Below are 26665 nucleotides of genomic sequence, written 5' to 3' on the forward strand. Positions count from 1 at the left end.
TGGGCGCCGAAACGCAATAGGGACGGGCAAGTCCAGCAGAACTGCTGGGTAACCGACAACGGCTACACCGTCGCGCTGTGCAGGTTGCCAGAGTCGCGCTACCCCGTAACTCGCCCAGGCGGCGAACTGCCCTTCGCTTATGCGAAAGACCGGGACGAAGTCATAACGATCATTGAGCAAGACCAGGCCAAACCGGCCTGAAAGATGGTGTCGAGGAGCGCCAACTCCCCGACACCTACCACTACAAAGGAGCAGCACCATGCAAGCACAGACCCAAAGCAGCAGCGCCGTAGAGGCTAGCACCCCACCGAACATCAAGCGATACCTGGTCAAGGAAACGTGGAAGGAATACGAGGTAACTCTTGAGGTGAACCACGACGTACTGACCAAGGAAACCGCATCACTGATCAATGGTTTTTGGTCGAATGCCGGTGATCGGCTCTCCGCTGAAAACGGCGATATCGTCCGTACCGTTATCCGCCTGTTTGGTCAGACGATGATCTACCGGATGCTGAGCGAAGGTGGAGCCAGCTTCAGCATCACCACCAAACACTGTATGACGGGTGATAATCCTGGGCACTTTTGGACCCAAGACCTTCACAACGAAGAAGGTTGGGGTGGCAATGAACCTGGGCCCTACGGCTTTTGTGGCATTCGCGTCATCGCAGCTGATGTCGATACGCCTAGCTACGACGACGTCGAGCTGGTGGAGGTGTCCATTGCTTAAGCGCACCCTCACCCACTTCCACCTCTGCTGCGGCCTGGGTAGCGGTGCCGCTGGCTTTAGCGACTCCAAACCAGTCCTGGGCCCCGTGCAAGCTGAATGGCGCTGCCTGGGTGGCGTCGATGTCGACCCGGCCGGTTTACGTGACTTCCAGATGATGACCGGTGTGCCTGGCACGCTGATGGACCTGTTCACCCGCGAGCAGTTCACCGCGTTCCACGGCCAGCAGCCACCCGCCGACTGGAAGGAAGCCACGGCGGAGGATCTGCGCCGCGCCGCCGGAAATGAAGACCCGGATGCAGTGTTTATCAGCAGCCCCTGCAAAGGGGCCTCAGGGCTCCTGTCCGAGACGATGAGCCAGACGCCCAAGTACCGAGCGCTCAATGAGCTGACGTTGCGCTGTGTGTGGTTGATGTGCGAAGCCTGGAAGCACAACCCGGTGAAGTTGATCGTGTTCGAAAACGTGCCGCGCCTGGCTACCCGTGGCCGCTACCTGCTGGACCAGATCACCAAGCTGCTCCGCCACTACGGCTACGCGGTGGCGGAAACTACCCACGACTGTGGCGAAATCGGTGGATTGGCACAGAGCCGCAAGCGTTTCTTGCTGGTGGCCAGGCACGTCGAGCAGGTTCCAGCGTTCCTGTATGAACCTGAAAAACGCAGCCTGCGCGCCGTCGGTGACGTGCTGAGCCGCATGCCGCTGGCCGGCGACATCGATCAGGCGGGGCCGATGCACCGGGTGCCGGCGTTGCAGTGGAAAACATGGGTACGCCTGGCCCTGGTGGAGGCAGGGAAGGATTGGCGCAGTCTGAGCCGGTTTGCGATCGAGGATGGGTATCTGCGCGACTTCGTCATCGTGCCGGAATATCGTGCTGGTTATATGGGGGTGCATGACTGGCAGGACACTGCTGGCACGGTCGCCGGCCGGTCTAGCCCAACCAACGGCAAATTCTCGGTAGCCGATCCTCGGCCCACCAGTAAATTCGAATACACCCAATACGGCGTGCTGCCCTATGACCGTCACTGCGGCGTAGTCACCGGCCAACGTAGCCCAGGACAGGGTACGTTCAGCGTTGCGGATCCGCGCATGGGCGGTGAGCGTCACAACAATGTGTTCCGAGTGGTTCGCAACGACCAAGCCGCCGGCACTGTCACCGCAGGGCACGGGCCCAGCTCCGGCGGGCAGGCTGTGGCAGACCCTCGGCAACCGTCCAAAGGCTTCGGCAAGTACCTGGTCACCGACTACAGCAAGCCGGCCGGCACCGTAATCGCCGGCAGCACCACCGGACAAGGCGCTTTTGCTGTGGCAGATCCTGCCTACAAAAACTGGCACCCGAACGCCAGCACGCAAAAGCTGCGGATCACGCCCTGGTGCGAGAGCGCCAAGACTGTGACCGGATCACAACAGGTCGCCAGCGGGGCTTTATCGATCGCTGACCCGCGACCTGGCATGTCGCGCACTAAGGGCGATGCCTACTTGACTGGCGGGCATTACGGTGTAGTCGACTACAACACCCCGGCCGGCGCCGTTTCCGCCAGTGCCTGCCACGACAACGGACGGTGGTCGGTTGCTGATCAGCGCATGCCAGCGCCTAACGACCGCCTGACCTGCATGATCACCAGCCTGGACGGTACTTGGCACCGCCCGTTCACCACCCTTGAACTGGCTGCGCTGCAATCGCTGTTTGATCCAGAGGACCACTGGTCAACGGACCCGCAGACCGCCCATGAAATTCAGGTGATGCAGCGGGTGCGCAAGATCGAGCAAGCGCGGTTCTTTCTGTTGGACGGCATCAATGATGGCAACCACCGGGAGCGGATCGGCAACGCGGTGCCGCGCGCGGCGGCAAAGGCGATGGCCGACGTATTCGGCATGACGCTCCTCCTTTCCGAGGCTGGGGAGACGTTCATGCTCAGCAACGTGTCGATTTGGGTGCAGCCGGTGGCTATTGCGTTGAGCGTGGCTCAGCTGGAGCAGCAGCAATGATCAAGACAATCCTTGACCCATGCTGCGGGAGCAGGATGTTTTGGTTCGATAAGAAGCACCCGGCGGTCATCTTCGGTGACATCAGGACCGAACAAAAAGCCCTGTGTGATGGCCGGACATTGACCGTCTGCCCTGACGTCACGCTTGATTTTCGTGACCTTCCTTATGCAGACGGCGCCTTCAAGCTGGTTTCTTTTGACCCACCGCACCTTGTACGTGCTGGGGCGGAAAGTTGGATGAAGGCTAAGTACGGGGTGCTTAACCCGAAAACATGGCAGGAAGACCTGCGGCGTGGCTTTGCAGAGTGTTTTCGTGTGTTGGCCACCGACGGCGTACTGGTTTTCAAGTGGAATGAAACTCAGATCCGCACCAGCCAGATTCTGTCGCTTACAGATCAGCAGCCCCTCTTCGGGCACCCAAGCGGCAAGAAAGGCGGCACGCACTGGATTGTTTTCATGAAGACCGAAGCATCGCTACCCACCGTTTCGGAGGCTGTATGACTGTTTTCCTACTGCTTTACCTGTGCGCGGATGCGACCCGAACGGATTGCCAGGTGGTGAGGGCTGATAGCTGGAGCGGCCCTACCGCCTATGCGCAGTGCGCCGACGTATTACCTGGGCTGACAGATGCGCTGACGGCACCTAACCAAAAGCGCCATCGGTTTGTCTGTGAGGTCCAGGGTGACAGCGCAAAAGCCGCAGAACACAAAGCGCCGTCGACCTTTATTCATCAATCATTTCGGATGTGACGGAGAGAACTCATGACCAGAATTGTCACTGAGCGAGACTTCAGAAAGCCAGAGTTTGCCAATGCTGACCCCGCCGACTACGAGTTTCGTGAGGACGGCGCAGTTGTACGCAAGGATCGCTGGCAAACAGCCGTTCACCAAATTCGGAGCCTGGTGGGTCCCAAAGGCCGTGAATTCGAAATTGCCGACGTAATAACGGCCGTGGAGAAACTAACTGTCAGTTGGTGCAATGCAGATCCTGAGGACTTCCAGGAGGCTCCAGCATGCATTGACGTCAAGCTCTCTTGCGGAAGCGTATTGAAACGACTGCAGCGTTTTGGGGATAAGTACGCTTGGTCATTTGGCTCGCTGGAGTTCGTTGCCGTGGATTTTGGAGCCGACATCGTCCAATGGACCGAAAGCGAGGTAGCACCTTGAACAACGGTAAATCCTTTCCCTGGAACCTCGACCTAACCGGCGTATGTGACCAATGCGGCAGATCCCGTGCACACGGCAACCACCAGAAGTGCAGCAAAGCGCGCCAGGCTGCCAACGCCAAGCGTCGCGCTGAGGAGGCTCAAGCCGGGGTCACACCGGCACCTAGAAAAAGCGCCAGCCTGTTCTGGTTACTTCGCCAGCAGTGATCGGCAACACTTAAACCGCAATACATCAGGCCCGGCGACGGGCCTTTTTTCTACCTGTTGGCAGAATCTTTCGATACATCGCGTGGGGACGCTTATGGCAGATGGCGTAGAGGCCCGGGGCAACTCGGTACGGGTCTACTTTCGTTTCAATGGTGAGCTGTGCCGGGAACTGGTGCCCGGCGGCAACACTCGGGAAAACCGGGAGCATGCAAAGCGCCTGGTCACAGTGATTGAGTACGAGATACAGGCCGGCACTTTCGATTACCGCCGGCATTTTCCCGAATCGACCAAGCTGGCCGAGAGCAGTTTCGGGCATTACCTGGACCTTTGGCTCACGATCAAGAGCAACAGCGTGGCCGCTACCTCTTTCCGTGGATATAAGAATAAGGCCGAGGTCCATGTGCGGCCGCGCTGGGGTGACGTTCAGATCGATCAGATTGACCATCTCGACCTGCAGGAGTGGATCCAGGGGCCGCTGTCGAAGCGGCTGAAGAACAAGACCATCCGCGACATCATCAGCAATGTGCGCCAGGTGTTCCGGTTGTACCGCACACGGAAGAAGGTCGCGCACGACCCAACCGAGGGGTTATTCGTGCGCCTACCCGATCCTGAGGCGCCGGACCCATTCACCAGGGCGGAAATCAAGCAGATCTTCAATACGCACACCAGCCGCACCCAGGAGCTGCTGATGGTGCAGTTCATGATTTGGGCGGGCCCACGTGTGTCGGAGACGATTGCGCTTGCCTGGGAGGACGTCGATCTGAAACAGGGGACGGTGACTTTTCGCCGATCCAAAGTTCGCGGCGCCTATCGCGTGACGAAAACCCGTCGATCTACACGCAAGGTGCGTCTGCTGGAGCCGGCGTGGGATGCATTGCGCAAACTGGACGCCATCAACCAGGTCAAGACTGTGGACACGGTCGATGTCGTCGAGCGGGACAATAAAACCGTCCGCAAGCACAAGCTGCACTTTGTATTCCTGAACACCAAGAGCGGCCTGCCACACGTCAGCGACTTTGTCGTGAGGGATAGGTTCTTCAAAGCGCACCTGAAAGCGGCCGGCGTTCGTTATCGCGGTCCTGGCCAGTGCCGGCACACCTACGCCAGCCAATTGCTCACCACAGGCGTGGCTTCGGTTGACTGGATCGCGGAGCAGATGGGCCACACCAGCGCGAACATGATCCGACAGCACTACGGCACGTGGATCAACGAGGACGGCCCGGACGTTATCGGCATGCTGCAGCACGCCCTGGGCATTCAGCCACCAAGTGGTGAAAAGCCAGTGTAAACCGGGTTCGAACGCGGGCAATCCAGCAGCTTGTGTTCCCATGGATGTTCCCATATGGGCCTTTTTTGACCCTCTGAAAACACAAAACCCCTGAAAACTTCAACGTTTTCAGGGGTTTAGTCGTTTCAAATTTGGCGGTGAAGGAGAGATTCGAACTCTCGATACAATTTCTTGTATACACACTTTCCAGGCGTGCTCCTTAAGCCACTCGGACACTTCACCGTATCTCGTCAAACCAGTTCAGTCTGTCGAGGCGCGCTAATGTAGTCGAAAGCCTTTCTGATGGCAAAGGTTTTTTTCAGAATTTTCATGCGCTTAGACGGCTATGCCGTGATGCGCCCGGCAAGGGGCGGTGATTCTGCCATTCTTGGGCATCCGCAGCATGCGTCTGGGACGGTCGCTGCGCCCTGCCTCGGGTCGTCTACCCTTGGGGATGCGGGAAAAGTCTGACTGCTCAGTCAGTCACGGCGCTTTACCGGGGCGGGCGTGGTGGGTAACGTCTGCGCATGCACGTCCATAAACAGCCTATCTATAACAAGTCTTACAAGGAACCGCGACATGAGTGAGTTGATCTCCTACCACCTCGAAGACGGTATCGCGACACTGACCTTGAGCAACGGCAAGGTAAATGCCATTTCTCCGGCGGTGGTGGCCGAGTTTAATGCCGCGCTGGATCAGGCCGAAAAGGACCGGGCGGTGGTGATCATCACGGGCACGCCGGGGATTTTGTCGGGTGGTTATGATTTGAAGGTGATGACTGCCGGCCCTAAAGAGGCAATTGGCCTCGTCACCTCCGGTTCGACCCTGGCGCGTCGCCTGTTGTCGCACCCCTTCCCGGTGATTGTGGCGTGCCCTGGGCACGCGGTGGCCAAGGGCGCGTTCCTGCTGTTGTCGGGCGATTACCGGATTGGCGTGGAAGGCCCGTTCAGCATCGGTTTGAATGAAGTGGCGATCGGCATGACCATGCACCACGCGGGCATCGAGCTGGCGCGTGATCGCTTGCGCAAGTCGGCGTTTCATCGCTCGGTGATCAATGCGGAGATGTTTGATCCACAGGGCGCGCTGGGTGCCGGCTTCCTCGATAAGGTGGTTGCGCCGGAAGAACTGCAGGCGGCGGCCCTGGAAGCGGCGCGCCAGTTGAAGAAGATCAACATGAACGCGCATAAACACACCAAGTTGAAAGTGCGCAAGGCGCTGCTGGACGCCCTGGATGATGCAATCATTCAGGATCAGGGCCACAACCTGGGCTAAGTCCCACCCTTACAGTGCCAGAGCCCGACCTTGAGTCGGGCTTTTTCTTACAAATAAATCCGAAATCTCTTTAGCCGCTCTAGCCGGGCTTTGCCGGCACTTGTGGAAACATGCGCTTAAACATCGCCTATCTCCTACGTCTACAGGGGCAATTGCCGAATACAGTGCACATCCGTACACTGCGCCACCTTTTGTCCCGATGGGCCGTGTCGATGCTTTATTTGTTACGTATGTTGTTGATGGGCCTGCACTTTATGGTCGCGGGCGTGCTGGGCGTGCTTTTGGGCATTTGCCGGCCCTTCAACCCCGACAACAGCCGCCTGTGCGCGCGCCTTTATGCGCTGCCGGCGATGCGTATTTTGCGTCTGAATGTGAGGGCTGACGTCGATTCATTGCGAAACAAGCCTGGCACCTGCGTCATCATTGCCAACCACCAATCCAACCACGACCTGTTTGTGTTCGGCACCGTGGTGCCGCATCGCACGGTGTGTATCGCCAAAAAGAGCCTGAAGTGGGTGCCGTTGTTCGGTCAGTTGTTCTGGCTGGCGGGCAATGTGTTGATCGACCGCGGCAATGCGCACAAGGCACGGCGCGCGATGCTGACCACCACCCACACCTTGCAGCACGAAGACACGTCGATTTGGGTATTCCCGGAAGGCACGCGCAACCTGGGCAAGGGTTTGCTGCCGTTCAAGAAAGGCGCGTTTCATATGGCGATTGCCGCTGGCGTGCCCATCGTGCAGGTGTGTGTGAGCAATTACGTCAACCATATGCAGCTTAATCGCTGGAACAGTGGGGATGTGCTCATACGCTCGTTGCCACCGATTCCTACCACCGGCCTCACCTCGGATGACATCCCGGCGTTGATGCAGGCGTGTCAGGTGCAGATGGAGGCTTGCATCGAGGCAATGGACCTTGAGTTGCGAACCGACTGGAAGCCTGCGCCCTTGTGATGGTTGGGGGCGCTTCGCACCCCGCGCAAGCAAGCCTGCTCGCCACATTGAAGCCTGCTCTCTGCAATAGGTTTAACACCACACAAAACGCACTTCTACGAGCGCAACAACGGAACGCCATTCAGGCTAAGCTGCCCAACATCTGTCCTCCCAACAAGAAGCGATCAGCACCATGGGTAGAGTTGTTGCGGCAGCTGTCTACAGCGCCGGTAAGAAAGTCACCGATATCACCCTCGATGAAGGCGCTGCCTGGGCCGCCAAGCCCGATCACTTTGTGTGGATCGGCCTGGAAGAGCCCAACGCACAGGAACTCGCCAACCTGCAACGCCAGTTCAACCTGCACGAACTGGCCATCGAAGACGCCCTGGAAAAGCACAGCCGACCCAAGCTCGAAACCTTCGGCGATGCGCTGTTCATCGTCACCTACTCACCGGTGCGCGAGAACGGCAAGCTGGTGTTTATCGAGACCCATATCTTTGCCGGCAACGGCTACATCATTACCGCACGCAACGGCCACTCGGCGTCCTACGGCTATGTGCGCCAGCGTTGTGAGGCGCGGCCGCTGTTGCTGGAACATGGGGAAGATTTCGTACTCTATGCGTTATTGGATTTTGTCACCGAAAACTACCAGCCGGTGAGCGAAGCAATCCACGCCGAAATCGATGAGCTGGAGCGCAACGTGTTGTGCAACTCGCTCAATGAAACCGATATCCAGAACCTTCACGGTTTGCGCCGCGACGTGCTGCGGCTCAAGCGTTATGTAGCGCCGATGGTGGAAATCAGCCAGGAACTGCAGAAGCTGAGCTTCCCGTTTATCGACAAGAACATGCGCCCGTATTTTCGCGACGTGCAGATTCACGTGACGCGGCAGATGGAAGACCTCACCACCCTGCGCGATATCGCCAGCCAGACCATCGAGATCGGCGTGTTGCTGGAGGCGTCTCGCCAAAGCGTGGTGCAGCGCAAATTCGCTGCGTGGGCGGCGATTCTGGCGTTCCCCACGGCGGTCGCGGGGATTTACGGAATGAACTTCCAGAACATGCCCGAGCTGCAATGGCACTACGGCTATTTTGCGGTGCTCGGGTTTATTGCGGTGGGCTGCACCAGTTTGTGGGCCAGCTTCAAGCGGTCGGGCTGGCTTTAAGCTGCGGCTTCCGGCTTGTGCGCCACGAAGCGCATCATCCATTCCGCCACGGTGGCGCCGTGGTGGTCGCGCTTGAGGCTTTCGACACCGTGGGTGTAGACCTTTTCGCCCAGGGTTGTCTGAAGAATCTCCAGTAACTCGCGGGAATAGTCGTGGATGAATTCCGGGTGGCCCTGGAAGCACAGCACCTGGTCTTCGATGTGATACGCGGCATACGGGCAGAAATCGCTGGAGGCGATGACGGTGGCGTTGTCGGGCAAGGTGGTGACCTGGTCTTGATGGCTGATCAACAGCGTCAGTTCTTCCACCACCGGGCTCATCCACGGCGCCCTGGCATTAAGTTTGTAATCATGGATGCCCATGCCCCAGCCTTTGGTGGCGCGCTCGGTTTTACCGCCCAACAGCAATGCCAAGAGTTGGTGGCCGAAGCAGATGCCGAGCAGTTTATCGCCGCGTGCATAGCGTTCAAGCAGGTAGGTTTTAAGGGTTTGAATCCACGGATCGGAGCCGAAGGAATCGGCCTTGCTGCCGGTGACCAGGTAGGCGTCGAACACTTCATCGTCCGACGGGTATTCGCCCTGCACCACGTTGTACACCACAAAGTCAGCGGCAATCGGCTGCCTGGAAAACAGACGCTTGAACATCTGCCCGTACCCTTGGTACTGATCGATCAAACCTGGACGCAGGATATCGGTTTCCAGGATACAGACGCGTAGCGACATAAAAAATACCTGACACGGTGATGGGAATAATGCACACCCCAGAGCCTGCCTTGAAATGTACCTCTAAAGCAAGCCCGGCAAGTGATCCACTGTGGGAGCGGGTTTGCCCGCGATACCGGTACATCAGCCAATATATTTGTCGGCTGATCTGCCGCCATCGCGGGCAAGCCCGCTCCCACAGAGGTTTTGCGTTGCTCAGGTCAGTCAGGCAAACACCTCGCCCTGGGCGGCTTTTTCCAGTAACAGCTCGGGCGGTGTGAAACGCTCTCCATACTGCTCGGCCAGGTACCGCGCCCGCGCGACAAAGTCGTTCAACCCGTACTGGTTGATAAACTGCAACGCGCCGCCGCTCCACGCCGCAAACCCGATTCCGAAAATCGACCCGACGTTGGCATCGGCCGTGGACGTCAACACGCCCTCCTCCACACAGCGCACGGTTTCGATAGCCTGAATAAACAGCAACCGGTCACGCACATCCTGCGGCGAAATCTGTTTGCCGGGTTGTTCGAAACGGCTTTTCAGTTCTGGCCACAGGTGCTTCTGACCGCCTGCCGGGTAGTCATAAAAGCCGCCGCCCGCCGCCTTGCCGGCCCGTTTGTATTCATCCACCAACAGATCAATCACCACCGTCGCCGGGTGCGGCGGAACCGCCTTACCTTCTGCCAGCAGATCCTTCGCAGTTTGCTGTCGGATGTGGCTCATCAAGCTGAGCGACACTTCATCCGACACCGCCAGCGGCCCCACCGGCATGCCGGCCTTGCGCGCTTCGGTCTCGATCATCGGCGCGGCCACGCCTTCGCCGAGCATGGCAATGCCTTCGTTGGTAAATGTGCCGAATACCCGCGAGGTAAAAAAACCTCGGCTGTCGTTGACCACGATCGGGGTTTTCTTGATTTGCAGGACGAAATCGAACCCCCGGGCCAGGGTTTCGTCGCTTGTGTTCGCGCCTTTGATGATTTCCACCAGCGGCATTTTGTCCACCGGGCTGAAGAAGTGCAGGCCAATGAACTTGCCCTGATCCGGCACCGCTGTCGCCAAACCGCTGATAGGCAATGTGGACGTGTTGGAAGCGATGACCGCGTCATCGCCCACCACACTTTGCGCGGCCGCCGTCACCCTGGCTTTGAGCTCACGGTCTTCGTACACCGCTTCGATGATCAGGTCGCAGCCTGCGAGGTCGGCGTCGGAAGCGGTAGGAAGAATCCGCGCGAGGATGCTTTCCCGCTGCTCGGCGCTCAATTGCCCACGGCTGACTTTCTTGTCCAGCAACGCAGCAGAATGCGCCTTGCCCTTCTCGGCAGCAGCGCTGTCGATGTCCTTGAGCACCACCTCGACACCCGCACTGGCGCTGACATAGGCGATGCCAGCGCCCATCATCCCGGCGCCCAGCACACCGACTTTGCGCGTGACATAAGGCGCAAAACCTTTGGGCCGCGAGCCGCCCGCATTGATTTCATTGAGCTGAAACCAGAAGGTGCCGATCATGTTTTTCGCGACTTGACCGGTCACCAGCTCAGTGAAATAGCGGGTCTCAATCAGCTGCGCGGTGTCGAAATCCACTTGGGCGCCTTCCACGGCAGCACAGAGGATTTTCTCCGGTGCGGGAAAGCAGCCTTGGGTTTTACTGCGCAAAATCGACGGTGCGATCGCCAGCATCTGCGCAACTTTCGGGTTCGACGGCGCCCCGCCGGGAATCTGAAAGCCCTTGGTGTCCCACGGTTGCTTGCCCTCGGGGTTGGCCAGAATCCAGGCGCGGGATTTGGCCAAAAGCTCATCCCGGCTCAACGCCAACTCATTGACCAACCCTGCTTGCAACGCCTGTTGCGGACGGACTTTTTTACCCTCCAGCAGATACGGCAACGCCTTTTCCAGCCCGAGCATGCGCACCATGCGCACCACCCCGCCGCCACCGGGCAACAGGCCCAGGGTGACTTCCGGCAAGCCAAGCTGCACGGATTTGTCATCCAGCGCGACACGGTAATGGCACGCCAGGCAAATCTCCCAACCGCCGCCCAATGCGGCGCCATTGATCGCCGCGACCACCGGTTTTCCGAGGGTTTCCAGGCGACGCAATTGCGCCTTCAACACCCCCACGCCGTCGTAGAAATCCTTGGCGTGAGCCTTGTCGACCTTGATCAACTCATTGAGGTCGCCGCCGGCAAAAAAGGTTTTCTTCGCCGACGTGATCACCACGCCGGCCAGGCTGTCTTTTTCCGCTTCAAGCCGCGTGAGAGTCGCCTCCATGGCCTCGCGGTACACGGCATTCATGGTGTTGGCGCTCTGGCCAGGCATGTCGAGGGTCAGCACCACGATCTGGTCCTGGCCTTTTTCGTAACGAATGGCTTCGGTCATGACAAATTCCTTGGGCTCAGAGGCGTTCGATGATGGTGGCGATACCCATGCCACCGCCGACACACAACGTGGCGAGGCCATAACGTTGCTGACGCACGTCCAGCTCGTCGAGCAGGGTGCCGAGAATGGCGCAGCCGGTGGCGCCCAACGGATGGCCCATGGCGATGGAGCCGCCGTTGACGTTGACCCGCGCGGCGTCGATGCCCATGTCCTTGATGAACTTGAGGACCACGGAAGCAAACGCTTCGTTGACTTCAAACAGGTCGATGTCTTCCACGCTCAGGCCGGCCTTGGCCAGGGCTTTGCGCGTGGCGGGCGCAGGCCCGGTGAGCATGATGGTCGGGTCGGTGCTGGTCACCGCCGTGGCCACAATGCGCGCCCGCGGTTGCAGGCCCAGCTCGCGCCCCTTGGCCTCGGAGCCGATCAGCATCAGCGCGGCGCCGTCGACAATGCCGGAACTGTTACCCGGCGTGTGCACATGGTTGATGCGCTCCACGTGGCTGTAAACCCGCAGCGCCGTGGCGTCGAAGCCCATCTGCCCCATCATTTCGAAACTTGGCTTGAGCTTGCCCAGGCCTTCGAGGGTGGAGTCGCCCCGAATGAATTCATCGTGGTCCAGCAACACGATACCGTTCTGGTCCTTCACCGCGATCAGTGACTTGTTGAAAGAACCGTCTGCGCGAGCACGTGCGGCTTTCTGCTGGGACTGTAGGGCAAATGTATCGACGTCCTGGCGCGTAAAACCTTCGAGGGTGGCAATCAGGTCGGCGCCAATCCCCTGCGGCGTGAAATGGCTGTGCAGGTTGGTTTGGGGATCGAGCACCCACGCGCCGCCGTCGCTGCCCATGGGCACGCGCGACATGGACTCGACGCCACCCACCACCACCAGATCTTCGAAACCGGACCGCACTTTCATCGCGCCAAGGTTCACCGCCTCAAGGCCCGAGGCGCAGAAGCGGTTGACCTGCACGCCGGCAACGCCGATGTCCCAATCCGCCACCAGCGCGGCGGTTTTGGCGATGTCAGCACCCTGATCGCCCACGGGGGTCACGCAGCCCAGAACAATGTCATCCACCTGGTGCGTATCCAGATCACTGCGCTGTGCCAGCGCGGTGAGCAGGCCAGCCACCAGATTCACCGGTTTGACGCTGTGCAAGGCACCATCGGCCTTGCCCTTGCCTCGGGGCGTGCGTATCGCATCAAAGATCAAAGCTTGGGTCATGACGTCCTCGAACCGCTGTCGTGTGTGCCCCTACCTTAGGCCCGATTGACACGGTTTCAATGACGGATGCGCTCATCTGCTTTGACCCCCACGCTCGGACGAACGGTAGGTAGCTACGAGAAACTGATGATTAATCGTTTTAGCTGTCTAGCCCTAGGGCTGGCGCGAAGATGGCGATAGGCCTCATAGCATTTTAATCAGAATTAATGATTAGCTGATATGAAATGGATCTAAGCCGCGAAGAACGAGGGCTCTAAGGTTGAATCAGTAAGGAGTTGCTGCCGGGTTTTGCCGGAGCATCTGTAAGAAAAGTGCAACGTCACATCGCGATACTGAAGTTCACGGCACGCATTTGACGCTCAGGAATAACAACAAAAGGCAGTCAGCCATGTTCAAACATTCGAAAGTACGTCAGGCGGGACTCATTCTTTTCGCCACCACACTGATTCTGATTTTGCCCAATTTAACCAAGGTCATCGGGTGACAATCCGTACTCCTGTTTCCGTGCACACACAGCACCAGGACTGCAGTTTTTGGCAGCACCTGCCGGGACATTGCGCTTAGCGGTCCTGTTGCAGGGGCTGTCTTTTTGCGCGCCGTTTTCCGGTATTGTGGCCCCATCGTCACCTCGCACCGGGCTCACTCTTGAAATCCATCCTCGCCTCTCTCGCCTTGTTGCTGGCCCTCCCCGCCGGCGCCGCGCAATTGACCATTGAACTCGACCATGCCAGCAAGACCTGGCAGACCGCGGAGTTGCTCGCGCGCCCGGATGTGCAGACGGTGCAGGTAGCTGATGACGTTTCCTACAAGCGCAACATGACCTATCGGGCAGTGCCATTGGCCTCTCTCCTGCCCGGTCTGAAGCCTGAGAATCACCTGCAAGCCGTTGCCCTGGATGGCTTTGCCGCCGAGCTCAGCGCCGCGCCCTTACTGCAAAGCCACGGCGCCCGCGCCTGGCTGGCGGTGGAAGATCCCGCCCACCCGTGGCCCGCACTGGCGGACGGCAAGCCGAGTGCCGGGCCTTTTTACCTGGTGTGGACGGATCCCGAAGCCGGAAACATCGGCCCGGAACAGTGGCCATTCCAGGTGGCCGGGATCAAGCAATTGAAGACCGTGGCCGAGCGGTTTCCGGGCTTGTTGCCTGACCCGAAACTGGCAGCGAATGACCCGGTCAACCAGGGGTTTGGGTTGTTCCAGAAAAACTGCCTGGCCTGCCATCGCCTCAATGGTGCCGGTGATGCCCAGGTGGGGCCGGATCTGAATCTGCCCTACAACCCGACCGAGTATTTCAGCGGCGACTTTCTCAAGCGTTACATCCGTGACCCGCAGAGCCTGAGGCATTGGCCGCAGGCGAAGATGCCGGCGTTTGCTGCCAGTGTGTTGCCGGATGGCGAACTGGATTTGTTGGTGGGGTATTTGAAGCATATGGCGGGGCGCAAGCAGCAGCCCTAGGAGTACCCCCCCATCAATTGAGCTGACCCCTACGTGTGGGAGCGGGCTTGCCCGCGATAGCGGTGGGCCAGCTACCTCTGTATCAACTGACAGACCGCTATCGCAGGCAAGCCAGCTCCCACACTAGGTAGCCCCGCCCCTGCCTATTGCTGCTGCACCGAGATCACCGGCGTCGGCGCCACAAACACCTTGGCATGCATCTGCTCATGCCCGCCGCCCCGGCGCATGCCGCGCACCGGGCAGGCGTCCAGGTAATCCAGCCCCACCGCCAGCTTCAAATGCCGCTCGGGCCGGGCCAGCGTGTTGGTCACGTCAAAGCTGTACCAGGCGTCGTCCAGCCAGGCTTCGGCCCAGGCGTGGCTGGCCAGGTGCGTGCTGTCCTCGGTATACAGATACCCCGACACATAACGCGCCGGAACCCCCAGGCTGCGCGCGCAGGCCAGGAACGCGTGGGTGTGGTCCTGGCACACGCCTGCGCCTCCACCAAAGGCTTGCGCCGCGCTGGTGTCGACGTCGGTGGCGCCCGGCGTGTAGACCATGCGTTGGTGGAGCGCGTGCATCAGGTCGATCAGCGCGGTGCGGTCACGGCGCTGATGGCAGTGCTGCCCGGCAAACGTGCGCAAGGCTTCGTCAACTTCGGTCAAACGCGTGCTGCGCAGAAATGGAAAGGCCGATTGGCTCTCGTGTTCCGCCTCGCGCAACTCGTCGATATCCACCTGGCCACGGGCGCCGATAATGATGGCGTCGTGAGGCTCGTCCAGGGTCAGCACATGCAGGATATTGCCGAACGGATCCACCTGCGCACGCACCGGGCGCGGCAGGTCGAGCTGCCAACTCAGCACCTGCTGGCGCTCGCTGTCGTGAGGTGTAAGACGCAGGTACTGAATGCTTGCGCGAACCTGGTCTTCGTAGTGGTAGGTGGTTTCGTGGCTGATGGAGAGTCTCATGCGGCCTCCAGGTAGGAATGGTAGATGGCGTCGCCCAGCTGGCGCACCAGGGGGATAAAGTCGGTCAGCCAGGCGTGCAGGCCTTCCTCCAGAATTTCATCGATCGCGGTAAAGCGCAGGCGCGCGTCCATTTCGGCGGCCAGACGCTGGGCCGGGCGACCGTTGAGGCCGGGCAGGCTGGCGAGGATCTGGTCGATTTCTTCGCTGCAGGCTCTCAACGAGCGCGGAACATCGGCGCGTAGCAGCAGCAACTCCGCCACCTGGCGGGCGCCGGGCGCGTCGCGGTAGATTTCGGTGTAGGCCTCGAATGACGACAACGCACGCAGCAAGGCACTCCATTGATAGTAGGCGTGGGCCGTGCCGTCGGTGACCGCAAACGCGCGGTCGCCGGCCATTTCGTAGCGCGCATCCAGCAAGCGCAGGGTGTTGTCGGCACGCTCGATAAAGGTGCCCAGGCGAATAAAGCGAAACGCATCGTTACGCATGATGGTGCCGTAGGTGGCACCCCGAAACAGGTGCGAGCGCTCCTTGACCCACTCACAGAAGCGGCTCATGCCATAGCGGCTGAGCCCTTGACGGGCGATATCGCGAATATCCAGCCAGGTAGCGTTGATGTTTTCCCACATATCGGCGGTAATTCGCCCACGCACGGCATGGGCGCTGGCTCGCGCGGCGCCGAGGCAACTGTAGATGCTCGCCGGGTTGGCGGCGTCCAGTGCGAAAAAGTGCAACAGGCGTTCGGCGTCCAACTCGCCATGGCGCGCGTGATAATCCTCCAGCGTGCCGGTGATCAGCAGCGGCATGGCCAATTCGTGCAGGCCGTCGCCGCGCCCGTCCTGGGGCATCAGCGACAGCGAGTAGCTGACATCGAGCATGCGCGCGAGGTTTTCCGCGCGCTCCAGATAGCGCGACATCCAATACAAATCCGAGGCAGTTCTACTCAGCATGGCATCAGTCCTCAACCACCCAGGTGTCTTTGGTGCCGCCGCCCTGGGACGAGTTCACCACCAACGAACCTTCACGCAGGGCTACACGGGTCAAGCCACCGGGTACCACGCGGGTTTCCTTGCCGGACAACACGAAGGGGCGCAGGTCGATGTGGCGCGGCGCTATGCCGTTTTCGACAAAGGTCGGGCAGGTGGATAAGCACAGGGTCGGCTGGGCGATATAGGCGTGGGGCTTGGCTTTGATGCGCTCACGGAAGGCTTCGATTTGCGCCTTCGTGGACGCAGGCCCCACGAGCATCCCGTAACCGCCGGAGCCTTGGGTTTCTTTCACGACCAGCTCTGGAAGGTTGGCCAGCACGTGGGACAGTTCATCGGGCTTACGGCATTGAAACGTAGGAACGTTCTTCAGAATCGGCTCTTCATCCAGGTAAAAACGGATCATCTCGGTGACGAAGGGGTACACCGACTTGTCATCCGCCACCCCGGTGCCGATGGCATTGGCCAGCACGACATTGCCCGAGCGGTAAGCCGCGAGCAGGCCGGGCACGCCGAGCATGGACTCCGGCTTGAACGCCAGCGGGTCGAGGAAGGCGTCGTCGAGGCGGCGGTAGATCACATCCACTGCCTTGGGGCCGTCGGTGGTGCGCATGAACACGCGGTCGTCACGTACGAACAGGTCAGCACCTTCTACCAGCTCCACGCCCATTTCCCGCGCGAGAAAGGCGTGCTCGAAGAACGCACTGTTAAAGCGCCCCGGGGTCAGCACCACCACGCTGGGGTTATCCAGCGGACTAGAACTTTTCAGGGTGTCGAGCAACAGGTTGGGGTAGTGGTCGATGGGCGCGATGCGCTGGGCGGCGAACAGTTCGGGGAACAGGCGCATCATCATCTTGCGGTCTTCGAGCATGTAGCTGACGCCGCTGGGCGTACGCAAGTTGTCTTCAAGCACGTAGTACGTGCCGTCACCATCGCGTACGAGATCGACGCCCGAGATGTGGGAATACAAATCACGGTGCAGGTCCAGCCCCTGCATCGCCAACTGGTACTGATCGTTGGCCAGCACCTGTTCAGCGGGAATGATTCCGGCCTTGATGATGCGTTGCTCGTGGTACAGGTCGGCGAGAAACAGGTTCAGCGCCTTGACCCGCTGGATGCAGCCGCGCTCGACGATCTGCCACTCGCTCGCCGGAATGCTGCGCGGGATCGTGTCGAAAGGAATCAGGCGTTCGGTGCCCTGCTCGTCGCCATACAGGGTGAAGGTGATACCGGCGCGATGAAACAGCAAATCGGCTTCGCGCCGGCGCTGTGCCAGCAGTTCGGCGGGGGTGTGCGCCAGCCAGCGGGCGAACTCGCGGTAATGGGGGCGAACCTGCCCTGCCCCGTCGTACATTTCGTCGTAATAAGTGCGGGTCATGCCGTACTCCTTGTCACCCGGGCGCATAAGCAATCGCAAAAAACGATCGCAAGGCCCGTGCCATCGGCATAAACACTTAAGAATCAGTGAGTTGAATAACCACGAACATTTGCTCGCACCGTCCTGGTGCGCAGAATGCGCGCCGTCCCGTCCCGCGCTTCATCACAATGCGGGTTTTGACTATCGACAGCATAGTCAGAGTTGATTTCACTGCCGGGCCGCGCCTGCGGATAATCGCAACCATCTGCTGAACAGGACTCGTCCTACAACTTCAGCGCTCCGCTCTTCCCTTTAGGCCACCCTCTTTGGGTGGCTTTTTTTTGGTGCAGAAAAAAGTGCTGCAAGTTCCGAATACTTTTCCCACAGCACAAACAAAATCGGCCGACCCCAAGGTCAGCCGATTCGCTGCGTAACTCATGACTTCACGCTACATGGGTAACCCACGCACCTCCTGCTTGACGCCCCACCCTTCGATGATCCCGCCCAGCGGCTCGACCACCGCCCCAAAGTCTTGCTCGAAATCTCCTATGCCGTCGTAGGTGGCAGACATGATTTTGCTCAATTCCAGATACCAGGCGCCATCATCCCGCGCGCTGACCTGGGCATTCAGGGACTCCCCACGAAACCGGCCCGCAGCCCTGCGCGCACGTTCCTCATCCGGGAAAATGGCGTAAAACTCGATGGGGTGGAAACGCGAGAAATCGAAGCCGCCTTCTTTCATGCGGCGCAGAACGTTGGTGCTGATGTCTTCTTGATAGGCTGTGCTCATGAAAAGTGCTCCTCAAATTGATGGATAGACTTTCCGTGCATCCCGAAGCCCACGCCCTGCTGGCGTGGGGCTACGGCAACAACATCACCGAGGGAGAACAAGCATGTAGCTGACAAGACCAGACCTTAGCGATTCATTCGCTGATCTCACTTGCAGAGTAGCGCGAAGCTATCACCTCCACCAGAGGGGTTTGAATGGCAGTCAGGGATTGTTCAGGCGGCGGGAGAGATGTCGAGGATTTGAATGCTGTTCTGGTCTTTGAGGATCTTGACCGTAGGTTCGGGCTTGCGGCCTTCCAGGTCATTGAGGTCAAGCTCGGCCGCAACGGGCACCAGCTTGTTGCGAATCATGTGCGCAGCGTCTTCGAGGCTGGGCTTTTGTTCGCAGGTGAACTGCTCCACGGACTTGACGCCGTGATCATCAACGAAGGTAATTTGCCACGTTTGCATCGGTGCCTCCTCGATAAAGCCCGTGTGTGGGCTCACATCTATCTGGACCTTGAGGGGTTGGCAAACGTTCCACTCAAGGCCGGAGGCACCGGACCGGCTGCGCTTATTTCTCCGCGTGTTCTTTCAAGGCTTTCAAGGTGTTGAACGGCGCATCCACTACGAATTTGTTGGCCAGCCACGATGGCACGCTGCCGCCTGGCTCGGTGTGCACTTGATAGGTGACTTCGGTCTGGTTCTCGCCTTTGGGCACCAGTTTCCAGAAACCGTCGACCTGGGCGACTCGTACGTAGCCTTTTTCTTCAGGCTTGTAAGTCGGCACGCCTTCGAGCTTGCGTGTCAGCGTGCCATCGGCCGCCTTGGTCGTGGTGATATGCAGGTAGGAATCGCGATCCGTCACTGGGAACGGCGCCTTGAATTGGGTGTAAGTCCAACTCTCATCACCTTTCTTGTCGACCAGCTTTTGGGATTTGCACTCATGAATCCAGGAGCAGGCACCGGCCACGTCTTCCTGCAGGGCCTGGATCTTGGCGACCGGAGCCTTGATCACCGTGACGCCGCGGTAAGCTTTGTACTTGGAACCGGCAATGTCGCTCAGGGACACCTTGATACCGTCTTCGTCCTTGGCAACCTGCCAATCCTCAGCCTGGGCCGTGGCAGCAAACATCACCGTAAAACCGCACAACACAGCCATTCGTTTCAGCGAACCCATTGTTGTATTCCTTATTGTTGAAGTTCCGATAGTAAAGCCCATCAAGCCGCCGTCATTTGCTCCCACCAGCCGATCAGCCGGATCGCATCGGCTTGGTCGGTGCCGCAAACCTCGGGATCGGCCTTGAAATCACTGCACACCGCCGGGCGCTCAGGTTGACCGAACAGCAGGCATAGCTGTTCGACCGATAGGTGCAGACAGCGTTCGCCCGCAGGTTTTCCATCAGGCATTCCCGGCAACGGTGAACTGATGGAGGGGGCGATGCAGCAAGCGCCACAGCCTTCACGGCATTTCATGAACAGCAGATCCTCGACGACTCAATGTGGATGGCCGGGCTAGAGTACGCCCTAAAACATGCGTTTTAAAATGGCCTAACAGGGGTTTTTCGCACAAAACAAAAGTGACTGACCAGTCTGCGACAGATGGTCGAAAGCTCGCGTCACCAAAGCGGGAAAGTTTATTGCTTGAATTCGAAATCCAGTGCTGCGCCTTCGATTTCGCGTCGCTCTTCGTTACGCAGTTGCAGCTTCATTTCGTTGCTGAGCAAGCGGCCATTAATCTGGAATGCACTGTTATCGGAGGGTTTCTCCCCGAACATCGGCGGTAACAACGGCACGCTTTTGGGTTTGGGCATGGTACCGATGGGTTGCAAGTGCCTGACCATGTCCGAGGGCAAAGACAAGTCCAACTGCGCCGGTGGCAGTTGGGTCTGGGCCACTTCATGGGCCGACTTGGATTTGCTGGCGACCGGTGCGCGCTTCTTCACCGTGGCGGCTTTTTTCTTCGCGGCCGGGGCCTTTTTGGCCGGAGCGGGTTTCTTCGCGGGGGTCTTCTGCTGGGCGCTGGCCGCAGGCTTGTTTTCGGTCACAGGGGCCGCCGCCAGCACAGTGCCGACGTTACACAGGCTTAACAGGCCAATCACCACAGCAGCGCGAACAATAGAGGTCATATTGCCTACAGCATTAACGGCAGAGGGCCATATGCTCGCTTGTTGAGCGCGGCATGACAAGCGTGATAATCAGCGTGCTATCGATACTGTCCCCGCTATTTGCCTCACAGACCGGCTGCGGTCTCCAGGCATAACTGGCTGGCCAGCATCCCCAGCGTCATGAGTGCGCGCTCTGCCTCGCGGTTCCACGGCGTGCCGCAGTTCAGGCGAATACAGTGGTTGAACTGTTCTGTATTACTGAATATGACCCCCGGCGCAATGCTGATGCCCTGCTGCAGGGCACGCACGTGCAGTTCCTGGGTATTGACCCGGCCAGGCAGACTGACCCACAGGATGAAGCCGCCGGTCGGACGGGTCATCTGCGTGCCTTCGGGGAAATACTGCTGCACCGCCAGCTGAAAAGCGCTGAGGTTCTTGCGGTATTCCTGGCGGATGTAGCGCAGGTGCCGGTCATACCCGCCGTTCTCCAGATACGCCGCCACCCCCATTTGCGTGACGCTGCACGCCGAGTGGGTGCTGAACATCTGCAAACGCTGAATTTCCTGCTGATACTTGCCGGCAATCATCCAGCCGATGCGCACGCCCGGCGACAACGTCTTGGAGAAGCTGGAGCAATAGATCACCCGATCCAGGCGGTCATAGGCTTTCAAGGCCTTGGTGCGACCGAGTTCGAACATCAGCTCGCCGTAGATATCGTCCTCGACAATCTGGATATCGAAGTCCGATGCCAGGCGCAGCAACTGCTTCTGGCGCTCTTCAGGCATGGTCGCGCCCAGCGGGTTGCTCAGGCGTGTGGTCAGCACCAGGGCTTTGATCGACCACTGGTTCGCCGCCAGTTGCAGGGCCTCAAGGCTCATGCCGGTGGCCGGGTCGCTGGGGATTTCGATGACTTTGAGGCCGAGCAAGTCAGCCAACTGCAGCAGGCCGTAATACGTCGGTGACTCGGCGGCGATCAGGTCGCCGGGGCGGGTCAGCACGCGCAACGACATCTGCAACGCATCGACACAACCGTGGGTGATCACCACTTCGGAGGGGTCGACCACTACCCCGGCATCGCGCATGCGGATCGCCACCTGGCGGCGCAGCGGCTCAAAACCGGGGCTGAACATGTAGCTGAATGCCCGCGGGCTCTGGAAGCGTGTGACCTTGGCCAGTTGCTGGTGCAGCGCGCGCACCGGCAGATAGTCCACGCTGGGCACCGCGGCGCCCAGCGGAAACACGCCTTCGCGGCGCGATTCGACCAAAACCTGCTGAATGATGCTGCTGCGGGTGACCAACCCCGGGCGCTCGACCCGTGCGATGTCCGGCGTCGGCGCGGTGAGCGCGGGCGTCTGGTGCACGTAGTAACCCGACTGCGGCCGCGCCCGGATCAGCCCCTGGTCTTCCAGGTTGGCGTAGGCCTGCAGCACCGTCGCGTGGCTGACGTTGAGCTGTGAGCTCATCTTGCGCACGGACGGCACACGCTCGCCGGGCTGATAGACGCCGCGCCGGATATCCTCAGCCAGTTGCTGGGCGATACGTTGGTAGAGCAACAGATTGGTCATGACGCAGCACTCGATTTCACGGGTATTTTATTTTTGTGTGAAACATACCGGCACAGTTTGGAAGTGTACGGGGACAGTTGCGAGAATAGTCGAGCGCGGACGGGAGTGACAGTAAAAACTGTAAAGCGGTTGAACATGAAAAACCCGATCAGTGATCGGGTTTGCTTTGGGTGGGAGCTGGCTTGCCGGCGATGGCATCGCCTCGGTGCGTCTGGCGGACCGCGGTGAGGCTATCGCAGGCAAGCCAGCTCCCACAGGGTTGTGTGTGGGCGTCTAGCGGGCAGCGCCTAGCTGGCCTTTTTCGTCGGAGAACACGATTTCCACCCGGCGGTTCTGCGCCCTGCCCCGCTCGGAGGCGTTCGCTTCCACCGGGTACTGGTCGCCATACCCCTCAACCTGGATGCGCTTTTCGTCGATTCCCAGGTCCATCAGCACATCCGCTACCGATTGCGCACGGTCGCGGGACAGCTTGAGGTTCTCCTGTTCGCCCCCGGTGTTGTCGGTGTAACCCTCGATGCGCACCACGCGCTTGGGGTTCAGTTGCAGGAATTGCACAATTTTCAGCACCGTGCGGTTGGCCGAGTTTTCCAACTCCGCTTCGCCGGTGTCGAACAGCATATCGCCCAGGGTCAGAACCAGGCCGCGATCGGTCTGGGTGGTGGTCAGGCTGGCGATCTGCTCTTCAAGCCACTTGCCTTGCTGTTGCACGCTGGCCAGCTTGCTCTCGCGCAGGGCCAGTTGCAGGCGCTGACGTTCCAGTTCGAGCTTGGCGCCGCGCTCGGCATTGAGCCCTTGCTCGGTGTGTTCGCGGGCAATCGCGCTGTAGCGCTGGCTCAGGTAGGCGTAATGCACCACGTCGGCGCCGCTGCCCCAGTAGCTGGACAAACGGTCGGCACGCGCCAGGGACTCACCGGCGCGGATCACATCCTTGGGCGCAAAGCGCAGTACATTGGCGTCTTCCTTGACCTTCTGGAAGTCGCTGCCTGCCAGTTGCAACGCCTGCTCGCTGTCGGGTTGGCTGGCGCAACCGCCAAGCACCCCGCTGCCCAGCAGCAGCGCACAGCTCAAAACACGGATCATCGGGCTCATTGTGCTTCCCCCAGCTGCAATTGCTTGCGCAGACGGGCGATACGGGTGTTGAGCACGTTCAGTTGCTCCTGGCTTTTGCCGGTCAGTACCTTGGCTTCGGCCAGGCGCGCATCCAGCTCGGCCTCTTCGGCCCGCATGCGCGCACGTTTGTAGGATTGATCGGCCATGTTGGCCTCGGCCCGAGCGAACTTCTCTTCGGCCACTTTCAGCTCAGGGGATTCATCGGCATTGGCACCCACGGCAGTGGCCTGTTCCAGGGCTTGTCGGGTGAGGCGCATTTGTTCATTCGGCGCAGGATCGGCTGCACATCCCGCCAAGGCGACAACGGCGAGGGCCGCGAAAAGAGGTCGAAGAGTCACTGTAAATCCTTACTTTGCTGGGGTACCGACGGGTTGCTGCAGTTGCGCTTTCCAACGTTCCAGATTGCGCTGCATGGCGGCTTGCACCACACCGGATGCGGGCAATTCTGTCATCTTTTTCGCCAACTGTCCGCGCAGCCACGGATCATTGCAGGCGGAGTTGTGGGAAATCGCCAGGTACAAACCGGGCTGATCGACGGGTATTTCACGGGCGATCAAGTCGTTGCTCATGCCCAGCGTCTGCGCCATGGCCATGCCCGAATAACGCCCGGCAAGCACGTAGTCCACCTCCCCCAGCAAGAGCTTCTGGAAGGCCGGCGTCAGGGTGGGCAGGCGTTGCAGGCTGAGCTGACGGCCGGCAAAGGTTTCGAAGTCGGCGCTCAGCCGCGCACGTTCCGAGACCGCCCCCTTGTGGCCGTGCAGGTCGGCGGCGGTGGTGTAGGCCAGCGGCGAATCCTTGCGGGTCCACACCAGATAGTCGATCTGTGTCAGCGCCGGGTGGATGTAATCGAGGCTTTCCAGTTCGCCCAGGTTCAGCGGCGCATCGGCGAGGATGTCCATGCGCCCGCTGCGCACTTCCTCCAGGGCCAGGACGCGTTTGCCGCCGTAGAGCAGGTCGATTTTCAAGCCCAGGTCTTTGCCGATTTGTTGCAGCACATCGGCGGTGGCGCCGATCAGGTGGGTCGGGTCTTGCGGGTCGCGCCACAGCAAGGGCGGCGCATCCGGGCTGCCGGTGATCACCAGGCGGTCACATTTGCCGGCGGCCAGCGTCAAGCCTGGCAGCAATGCAAGGCCCAGCAGTACGGTCCAGGGGCGCAGTTCCATGGCGAAGTTCTCCGGTTTCCAAAAAAGCAGCAAAAAAAACCCGGTCACAAGGACCGGGCTCTTTATAAGTGAAGCAGTCGGTTTAGACCAGCTTCTCCAGCTCAGGTACTGCTTCGAACAAGTCCGCCACCAGGCCGTAATCGGCCACCTGGAAGATTGGGGCTTCTTCGTCCTTGTTGATCGCAACGATCACTTTGGAGTCTTTCATACCGGCCAGGTGCTGGATCGCGCCGGAGATACCGACGGCAATGTACAGCTGTGGCGCAACGATCTTGCCGGTCTGGCCGACTTGCATGTCGTTGGGTACGAAACCTGCGTCGACGGCCGCGCGGGAAGCGCCGACCGCAGCGCCCAGCTTGTCGGCCAGGGCGTACAGGTGCTTGAAGTTGTCACCGTTCTGCATGCCACGGCCGCCGGAAACGACGATCTTGGCAGCGGTCAGCTCAGGACGGTCCGATTTGGCCAGCTCTTCGCCAACAAAGCTCGAAGTGCCAGCGTCGTGGGCGGCGGCTACGGCTTCAACGGCAGCCGAACCACCTTCGGCAGCAACCGGGTCGAAACCGGTAGCACGCACGGTGATCACTTTGATGGCTGCGGTCGATTGCACGGTGGCAATGGCGTTACCGGCGTAGATCGGGCGCTTGAAGGTGTCGGCGCTTTCTACCGAGATGATCTCGGAGATCTGGTCAACGTCCAGCTGCGCGGCAACGCGCGGCAGGATGTTTTTGCCGTTGGACGTAGCGGCAGCCAGGATGTGGCTGTAGCCAGCGCCCAGTTCAGCAACGAGCGGAGCCACGTTTTCCGGCAGTTGGTGAGCGTAAGCGGCGTTGTCGGCCAGCAGTACTTTGCTCACGCCAGCGATTTTCGCAGCGGCTTCAGCCACCGCGGCTGCGCCCTGGCCTGCAATCAGCACGTGGATGTCGCCACCGATTTTTGCAGCAGCAGCCACGGTGTTCAGGGTGGCCGGAGCCACGACCTTGTTGTCGTGTTCAGCGATTACCAAGATAGTCATTGTCAGATTACCTTCGCTTCGTTTTTCAGTTTCTCGACCAGTTCAGCCACCGACTTGACCTTGATGCCCGCGCTGCGTGCAGCCGGTGCTTCAACTTTTACAGTCTTGTTGGTGGAGGCGGTGGACACGCCCAAAGCGTCTGGAGTTACCGACTCAAGCGGCTTCTTCTTGGCTTTCATGATGTTTGGCAGGGACGCGTAGCGCGGCTCGTTCAAACGCAGGTCGGTGGTGACGATGGCCGGCAGTTTCAGGGAAACGGTCTGTGCGCCGCCGTCGATTTCACGGGTCACAGCTACGCTGTCGCCGCTCACTTCAACTTTGGAGGCGAAGGTGCCCTGGCCGTAACCGGTCAGTGCGGCCAGCATCTGGCCAGTCTGGTTGTTGTCGCTGTCGATGGCTTGTTTGCCGAGGATCACCAGCTGAGGCTGTTCCTTGTCGACAACGGCCTTGAGCAGCTTGGCCACGGCCAGGGAGGTCAGCTCTTCAGCGGACTCGACCAGGATGGCGCGGTCGGCGCCCAGTGCCAGGGCGGTGCGCAGCTGCTCTTGAGCAGTGGTCGGGCCGATGGAAACCACAACGATTTCAGTCGCCACGCCTTTCTCTTTCAGGCGGACGGCTTCTTCCACAGCGATTTCGCAGAAAGGGTTCATCGACATTTTGACGTTAGCAAGGTCGACGCCGGAATTGTCCGCCTTGACGCGAACTTTCACGTTGTAATCGACAACGCGTTTGACAGCTACAAGAACCTTCATGGATTCCTCGTTACTCTCCGGTGAAAAGAAAGTCGCCTAGGCGAACCTGGCGGTTGATGCTCATCGGCACACAAGGGCACCTCCAAAAACGGCGGCGTGGCCTTGCTCACGGGAAATGACGACCGTTCGTCAGTGGTGACTGAGAGGTCATTCTTTATCGCGGCGTGTAAACTGCGCGCCATCGTTTGAGTGCGCATGCCTTTGCCAGTCTTTGGACGTGCTCTTGAAACCTGCGGTATGCCTACGGTATGCGCAAAACCGACCGTATATTGACCGGAACGCCTATTCTGGTCAATACGCCAAAATGGTCAGTCATAAGCCGCGTGTCTTTGATTTTCCTAGCTTGCGGGCAATTCAAACAAACGTTTGTATTGGACGCTGCCGGTGGTGTAGATATAATGCGCCACCTAGAGAGAAAGGTGGGTCGTGGCCTG

At 59.6% G+C, this 26665-nt stretch carries 26 protein-coding genes and 1 tRNA gene; 9 read left to right on the top strand and 18 right to left on the bottom strand.

Annotated elements, in window-relative coordinates:
• The first annotated feature begins 259 nt into the window (after positions 1-259).
• The 5 genes from ATI14_RS29900 to ATI14_RS29925 all read left to right on the top strand — a co-directional run bounded on the left by ATI14_RS29900 (position 260) and on the right by ATI14_RS29925 (position 5370).
• The gene (locus tag ATI14_RS29900) at positions 260-727 is read left to right on the top strand and encodes a DUF2528 family protein (protein ID WP_080519935.1); all 468 of its coding nucleotides are present in this window, start codon (positions 260-262) and stop codon (positions 725-727) included.
• Complete coding sequence (locus ATI14_RS29905; protein ID WP_080519934.1) at positions 720-2711, top strand: DNA cytosine methyltransferase; 1992 nt, start codon at positions 720-722, stop codon at positions 2709-2711. Before ATI14_RS29900 ends, ATI14_RS29905 begins: the two co-directional genes overlap by 8 nt.
• Positions 2708-3211 carry a class I SAM-dependent methyltransferase gene (locus tag ATI14_RS29910; RefSeq protein ID WP_080519933.1) on the top strand — a complete coding sequence of 168 codons (504 nt, stop codon included), beginning with the start codon at positions 2708-2710 and terminating at the stop codon, positions 3209-3211. Before ATI14_RS29905 ends, ATI14_RS29910 begins: the two co-directional genes overlap by 4 nt.
• Before the next feature lie 260 nt (positions 3212-3471).
• Positions 3472-3876, top strand: coding sequence for a hypothetical protein (locus ATI14_RS29920; protein ID WP_080519931.1), 405 nt, complete (start codon positions 3472-3474; stop codon positions 3874-3876).
• 300 nt (positions 3877-4176) lie between these two features.
• The gene (locus tag ATI14_RS29925) at positions 4177-5370 is read left to right on the top strand and encodes an Arm DNA-binding domain-containing protein (RefSeq protein WP_080519929.1); all 1194 of its coding nucleotides are present in this window, start codon (positions 4177-4179) and stop codon (positions 5368-5370) included.
• 132 nt (positions 5371-5502) lie between these two features.
• Here ATI14_RS29925 and ATI14_RS29930 read toward each other — a convergent pair.
• Positions 5503-5592, bottom strand: a tRNA-Ser gene (locus ATI14_RS29930).
• 336 nt (positions 5593-5928) lie between these two features.
• Here ATI14_RS29930 and ATI14_RS29935 point away from each other — a divergent pair.
• The 3 genes from ATI14_RS29935 to ATI14_RS29945 all read left to right on the top strand — a co-directional run bounded on the left by ATI14_RS29935 (position 5929) and on the right by ATI14_RS29945 (position 8718).
• On the top strand, positions 5929-6621 hold the full coding sequence (locus ATI14_RS29935) for a crotonase/enoyl-CoA hydratase family protein (protein ID WP_016973628.1): 693 nt from the start codon (positions 5929-5931) through the stop codon (positions 6619-6621).
• Between the two features lie 212 nt (positions 6622-6833).
• Positions 6834-7574, top strand: coding sequence for a lysophospholipid acyltransferase family protein (locus tag ATI14_RS29940; RefSeq protein ID WP_016973629.1), 741 nt, complete (start codon positions 6834-6836; stop codon positions 7572-7574).
• Positions 7575-7746: 172 nt separating this feature from the next.
• Positions 7747-8718, top strand: coding sequence for a magnesium and cobalt transport protein CorA (locus ATI14_RS29945; protein WP_016973630.1), 972 nt, complete (start codon positions 7747-7749; stop codon positions 8716-8718).
• Here ATI14_RS29945 and ATI14_RS29950 read toward each other — a convergent pair.
• The 3 genes from ATI14_RS29950 to ATI14_RS29965 form a co-directional block, all read right to left on the bottom strand.
• Positions 8715-9440: an amidotransferase gene (locus tag ATI14_RS29950; RefSeq protein ID WP_016973631.1), complete on the bottom strand. Its 726-nt coding sequence runs from the start codon at positions 9438-9440 to the stop codon at positions 8715-8717. The two genes, ATI14_RS29945 and ATI14_RS29950, sit on opposite strands and share 4 nt — an antisense overlap.
• A gap of 204 nt (positions 9441-9644) precedes the next feature.
• The gene (locus ATI14_RS29960) at positions 9645-11792 is read right to left on the bottom strand and encodes a 3-hydroxyacyl-CoA dehydrogenase NAD-binding domain-containing protein (protein ID WP_016973632.1); all 2148 of its coding nucleotides are present in this window, start codon (positions 11790-11792) and stop codon (positions 9645-9647) included.
• 16 nt (positions 11793-11808) lie between these two features.
• Positions 11809-13014: an acetyl-CoA C-acetyltransferase gene (locus tag ATI14_RS29965; RefSeq protein ID WP_016973633.1), complete on the bottom strand. Its 1206-nt coding sequence runs from the start codon at positions 13012-13014 to the stop codon at positions 11809-11811.
• A gap of 645 nt (positions 13015-13659) precedes the next feature.
• Between ATI14_RS29965 and ATI14_RS29970 the strand changes: the two genes are divergently transcribed.
• Entirely contained in the window at positions 13660-14466 is an 807-nt protein-coding gene (locus tag ATI14_RS29970; RefSeq protein WP_016973634.1) for a c-type cytochrome, read from the top strand.
• A gap of 143 nt (positions 14467-14609) precedes the next feature.
• Here ATI14_RS29970 and ATI14_RS29975 read toward each other — a convergent pair whose 3' ends face one another.
• The 14 genes from ATI14_RS29975 to ATI14_RS30040 form a co-directional block, all read right to left on the bottom strand.
• Positions 14610-15413 carry a transglutaminase family protein gene (locus ATI14_RS29975; RefSeq protein ID WP_016973635.1) on the bottom strand — a complete coding sequence of 268 codons (804 nt, stop codon included), beginning with the start codon at positions 15411-15413 and terminating at the stop codon, positions 14610-14612.
• Positions 15410-16360, bottom strand: coding sequence for an alpha-E domain-containing protein (locus tag ATI14_RS29980; protein WP_016973636.1), 951 nt, complete (start codon positions 16358-16360; stop codon positions 15410-15412). The genes ATI14_RS29975 and ATI14_RS29980 overlap by 4 nt, the downstream gene beginning before the upstream one ends.
• 4 nt (positions 16361-16364) lie before the next feature.
• Entirely contained in the window at positions 16365-17774 is a 1410-nt protein-coding gene (locus tag ATI14_RS29985; RefSeq protein ID WP_016973637.1) for a circularly permuted type 2 ATP-grasp protein, read from the bottom strand.
• A gap of 427 nt (positions 17775-18201) precedes the next feature.
• Entirely contained in the window at positions 18202-18543 is a 342-nt protein-coding gene (locus ATI14_RS29990; RefSeq protein WP_016973638.1) for a ribonuclease E inhibitor RraB, read from the bottom strand.
• Positions 18544-18755: 212 nt separating this feature from the next.
• A complete protein-coding gene (locus ATI14_RS29995) occupies positions 18756-18992 on the bottom strand; it encodes a hypothetical protein (RefSeq protein ID WP_016973639.1) in 237 nt (78 codons plus the stop codon).
• A gap of 103 nt (positions 18993-19095) precedes the next feature.
• Positions 19096-19701 carry an START domain-containing protein gene (locus tag ATI14_RS30000; protein WP_016973640.1) on the bottom strand — a complete coding sequence of 202 codons (606 nt, stop codon included), beginning with the start codon at positions 19699-19701 and terminating at the stop codon, positions 19096-19098.
• Positions 19702-19742: 41 nt separating this feature from the next.
• Positions 19743-19997 carry a YkgJ family cysteine cluster protein gene (locus tag ATI14_RS30005; protein ID WP_016973641.1) on the bottom strand — a complete coding sequence of 85 codons (255 nt, stop codon included), beginning with the start codon at positions 19995-19997 and terminating at the stop codon, positions 19743-19745.
• A 161-nt stretch (positions 19998-20158) separates the two neighbouring features.
• A complete protein-coding gene (locus ATI14_RS30010) occupies positions 20159-20650 on the bottom strand; it encodes a hypothetical protein (protein ID WP_016973642.1) in 492 nt (163 codons plus the stop codon).
• 104 nt (positions 20651-20754) lie between these two features.
• Positions 20755-22194, bottom strand: coding sequence for an aminotransferase-like domain-containing protein (locus ATI14_RS30015; RefSeq protein WP_016973643.1), 1440 nt, complete (start codon positions 22192-22194; stop codon positions 20755-20757).
• A gap of 273 nt (positions 22195-22467) precedes the next feature.
• Positions 22468-23283, bottom strand: a complete 816-nt coding sequence (locus tag ATI14_RS30020; RefSeq protein ID WP_016973644.1) for an OmpA family protein — start codon at positions 23281-23283, stop codon at positions 22468-22470.
• Positions 23280-23642 (bottom strand): DUF4398 domain-containing protein, encoded by a 363-nt coding sequence (locus ATI14_RS30025; RefSeq protein ID WP_016973645.1) that lies wholly within the window; start codon positions 23640-23642, stop codon positions 23280-23282. Before ATI14_RS30025 ends, ATI14_RS30020 begins: the two co-directional genes overlap by 4 nt.
• A gap of 9 nt (positions 23643-23651) precedes the next feature.
• Positions 23652-24467, bottom strand: coding sequence for a substrate-binding periplasmic protein (locus ATI14_RS30030; protein WP_016973646.1), 816 nt, complete (start codon positions 24465-24467; stop codon positions 23652-23654).
• 82 nt (positions 24468-24549) lie between these two features.
• Positions 24550-25479: an electron transfer flavoprotein subunit alpha/FixB family protein gene (locus ATI14_RS30035; protein ID WP_080519928.1), complete on the bottom strand. Its 930-nt coding sequence runs from the start codon at positions 25477-25479 to the stop codon at positions 24550-24552.
• Positions 25480-25481: 2 nt separating this feature from the next.
• Positions 25482-26231 (bottom strand): electron transfer flavoprotein subunit beta/FixA family protein, encoded by a 750-nt coding sequence (locus tag ATI14_RS30040; RefSeq protein WP_016973648.1) that lies wholly within the window; start codon positions 26229-26231, stop codon positions 25482-25484.
• Positions 26232-26665: the final 434 nt, after the last annotated feature.

The sequence above is a fragment of the Pseudomonas tolaasii NCPPB 2192 genome, from assembly GCF_002813445.1.
Lineage (GTDB): Bacteria > Pseudomonadota > Gammaproteobacteria > Pseudomonadales > Pseudomonadaceae > Aquipseudomonas > Aquipseudomonas tolaasii.

Bases quoted from the DNA above. Each gene is read 5' to 3' on its own strand.
- ATI14_RS30030 (WP_016973646.1), bottom strand. From the start codon at position 24,467: ATGGAACTGCGCCCCTGGACCGTACTGCTGGGCCTTGCATTGCTGCCA.
- ATI14_RS29900 (WP_080519935.1), top strand. From the start codon at position 260: ATGCAAGCACAGACCCAAAGCAGCAGCGCCGTAGAGGCTAGCACCCCA.
- ATI14_RS29925 (WP_080519929.1), top strand. From the start codon at position 4,177: ATGGCAGATGGCGTAGAGGCCCGGGGCAACTCGGTACGGGTCTACTTT.
- ATI14_RS29985 (WP_016973637.1), bottom strand. From the start codon at position 17,774: ATGACCCGCACTTATTACGACGAAATGTACGACGGGGCAGGGCAGGTT.
- ATI14_RS30015 (WP_016973643.1), bottom strand. From the start codon at position 22,194: ATGACCAATCTGTTGCTCTACCAACGTATCGCCCAGCAACTGGCTGAG.
- ATI14_RS29920 (WP_080519931.1), top strand. From the start codon at position 3,472: ATGACCAGAATTGTCACTGAGCGAGACTTCAGAAAGCCAGAGTTTGCC.
- ATI14_RS29940 (WP_016973629.1), top strand. From the start codon at position 6,834: ATGCTTTATTTGTTACGTATGTTGTTGATGGGCCTGCACTTTATGGTC.
- ATI14_RS30020 (WP_016973644.1), bottom strand. From the start codon at position 23,283: ATGAGCCCGATGATCCGTGTTTTGAGCTGTGCGCTGCTGCTGGGCAGC.
- ATI14_RS29990 (WP_016973638.1), bottom strand. From the start codon at position 18,543: ATGAGCACAGCCTATCAAGAAGACATCAGCACCAACGTTCTGCGCCGC.
- ATI14_RS29980 (WP_016973636.1), bottom strand. From the start codon at position 16,360: ATGCTGAGTAGAACTGCCTCGGATTTGTATTGGATGTCGCGCTATCTG.
- ATI14_RS29995 (WP_016973639.1), bottom strand. From the start codon at position 18,992: ATGCAAACGTGGCAAATTACCTTCGTTGATGATCACGGCGTCAAGTCC.
- ATI14_RS30005 (WP_016973641.1), bottom strand. From the start codon at position 19,997: ATGAAATGCCGTGAAGGCTGTGGCGCTTGCTGCATCGCCCCCTCCATC.
- ATI14_RS29960 (WP_016973632.1), bottom strand. From the start codon at position 11,792: ATGACCGAAGCCATTCGTTACGAAAAAGGCCAGGACCAGATCGTGGTG.
- ATI14_RS30035 (WP_080519928.1), bottom strand. From the start codon at position 25,479: ATGACTATCTTGGTAATCGCTGAACACGACAACAAGGTCGTGGCTCCG.
- ATI14_RS30040 (WP_016973648.1), bottom strand. From the start codon at position 26,231: ATGAAGGTTCTTGTAGCTGTCAAACGCGTTGTCGATTACAACGTGAAA.
- ATI14_RS29935 (WP_016973628.1), top strand. From the start codon at position 5,929: ATGAGTGAGTTGATCTCCTACCACCTCGAAGACGGTATCGCGACACTG.
- ATI14_RS30010 (WP_016973642.1), bottom strand. From the start codon at position 20,650: ATGACCTCTATTGTTCGCGCTGCTGTGGTGATTGGCCTGTTAAGCCTG.
- ATI14_RS29975 (WP_016973635.1), bottom strand. From the start codon at position 15,413: ATGAGACTCTCCATCAGCCACGAAACCACCTACCACTACGAAGACCAG.
- ATI14_RS30000 (WP_016973640.1), bottom strand. From the start codon at position 19,701: ATGGGTTCGCTGAAACGAATGGCTGTGTTGTGCGGTTTTACGGTGATG.
- ATI14_RS29965 (WP_016973633.1), bottom strand. From the start codon at position 13,014: ATGACCCAAGCTTTGATCTTTGATGCGATACGCACGCCCCGAGGCAAG.
- ATI14_RS29945 (WP_016973630.1), top strand. From the start codon at position 7,747: ATGGGTAGAGTTGTTGCGGCAGCTGTCTACAGCGCCGGTAAGAAAGTC.
- ATI14_RS29910 (WP_080519933.1), top strand. From the start codon at position 2,708: ATGATCAAGACAATCCTTGACCCATGCTGCGGGAGCAGGATGTTTTGG.
- ATI14_RS29950 (WP_016973631.1), bottom strand. From the start codon at position 9,440: ATGTCGCTACGCGTCTGTATCCTGGAAACCGATATCCTGCGTCCAGGT.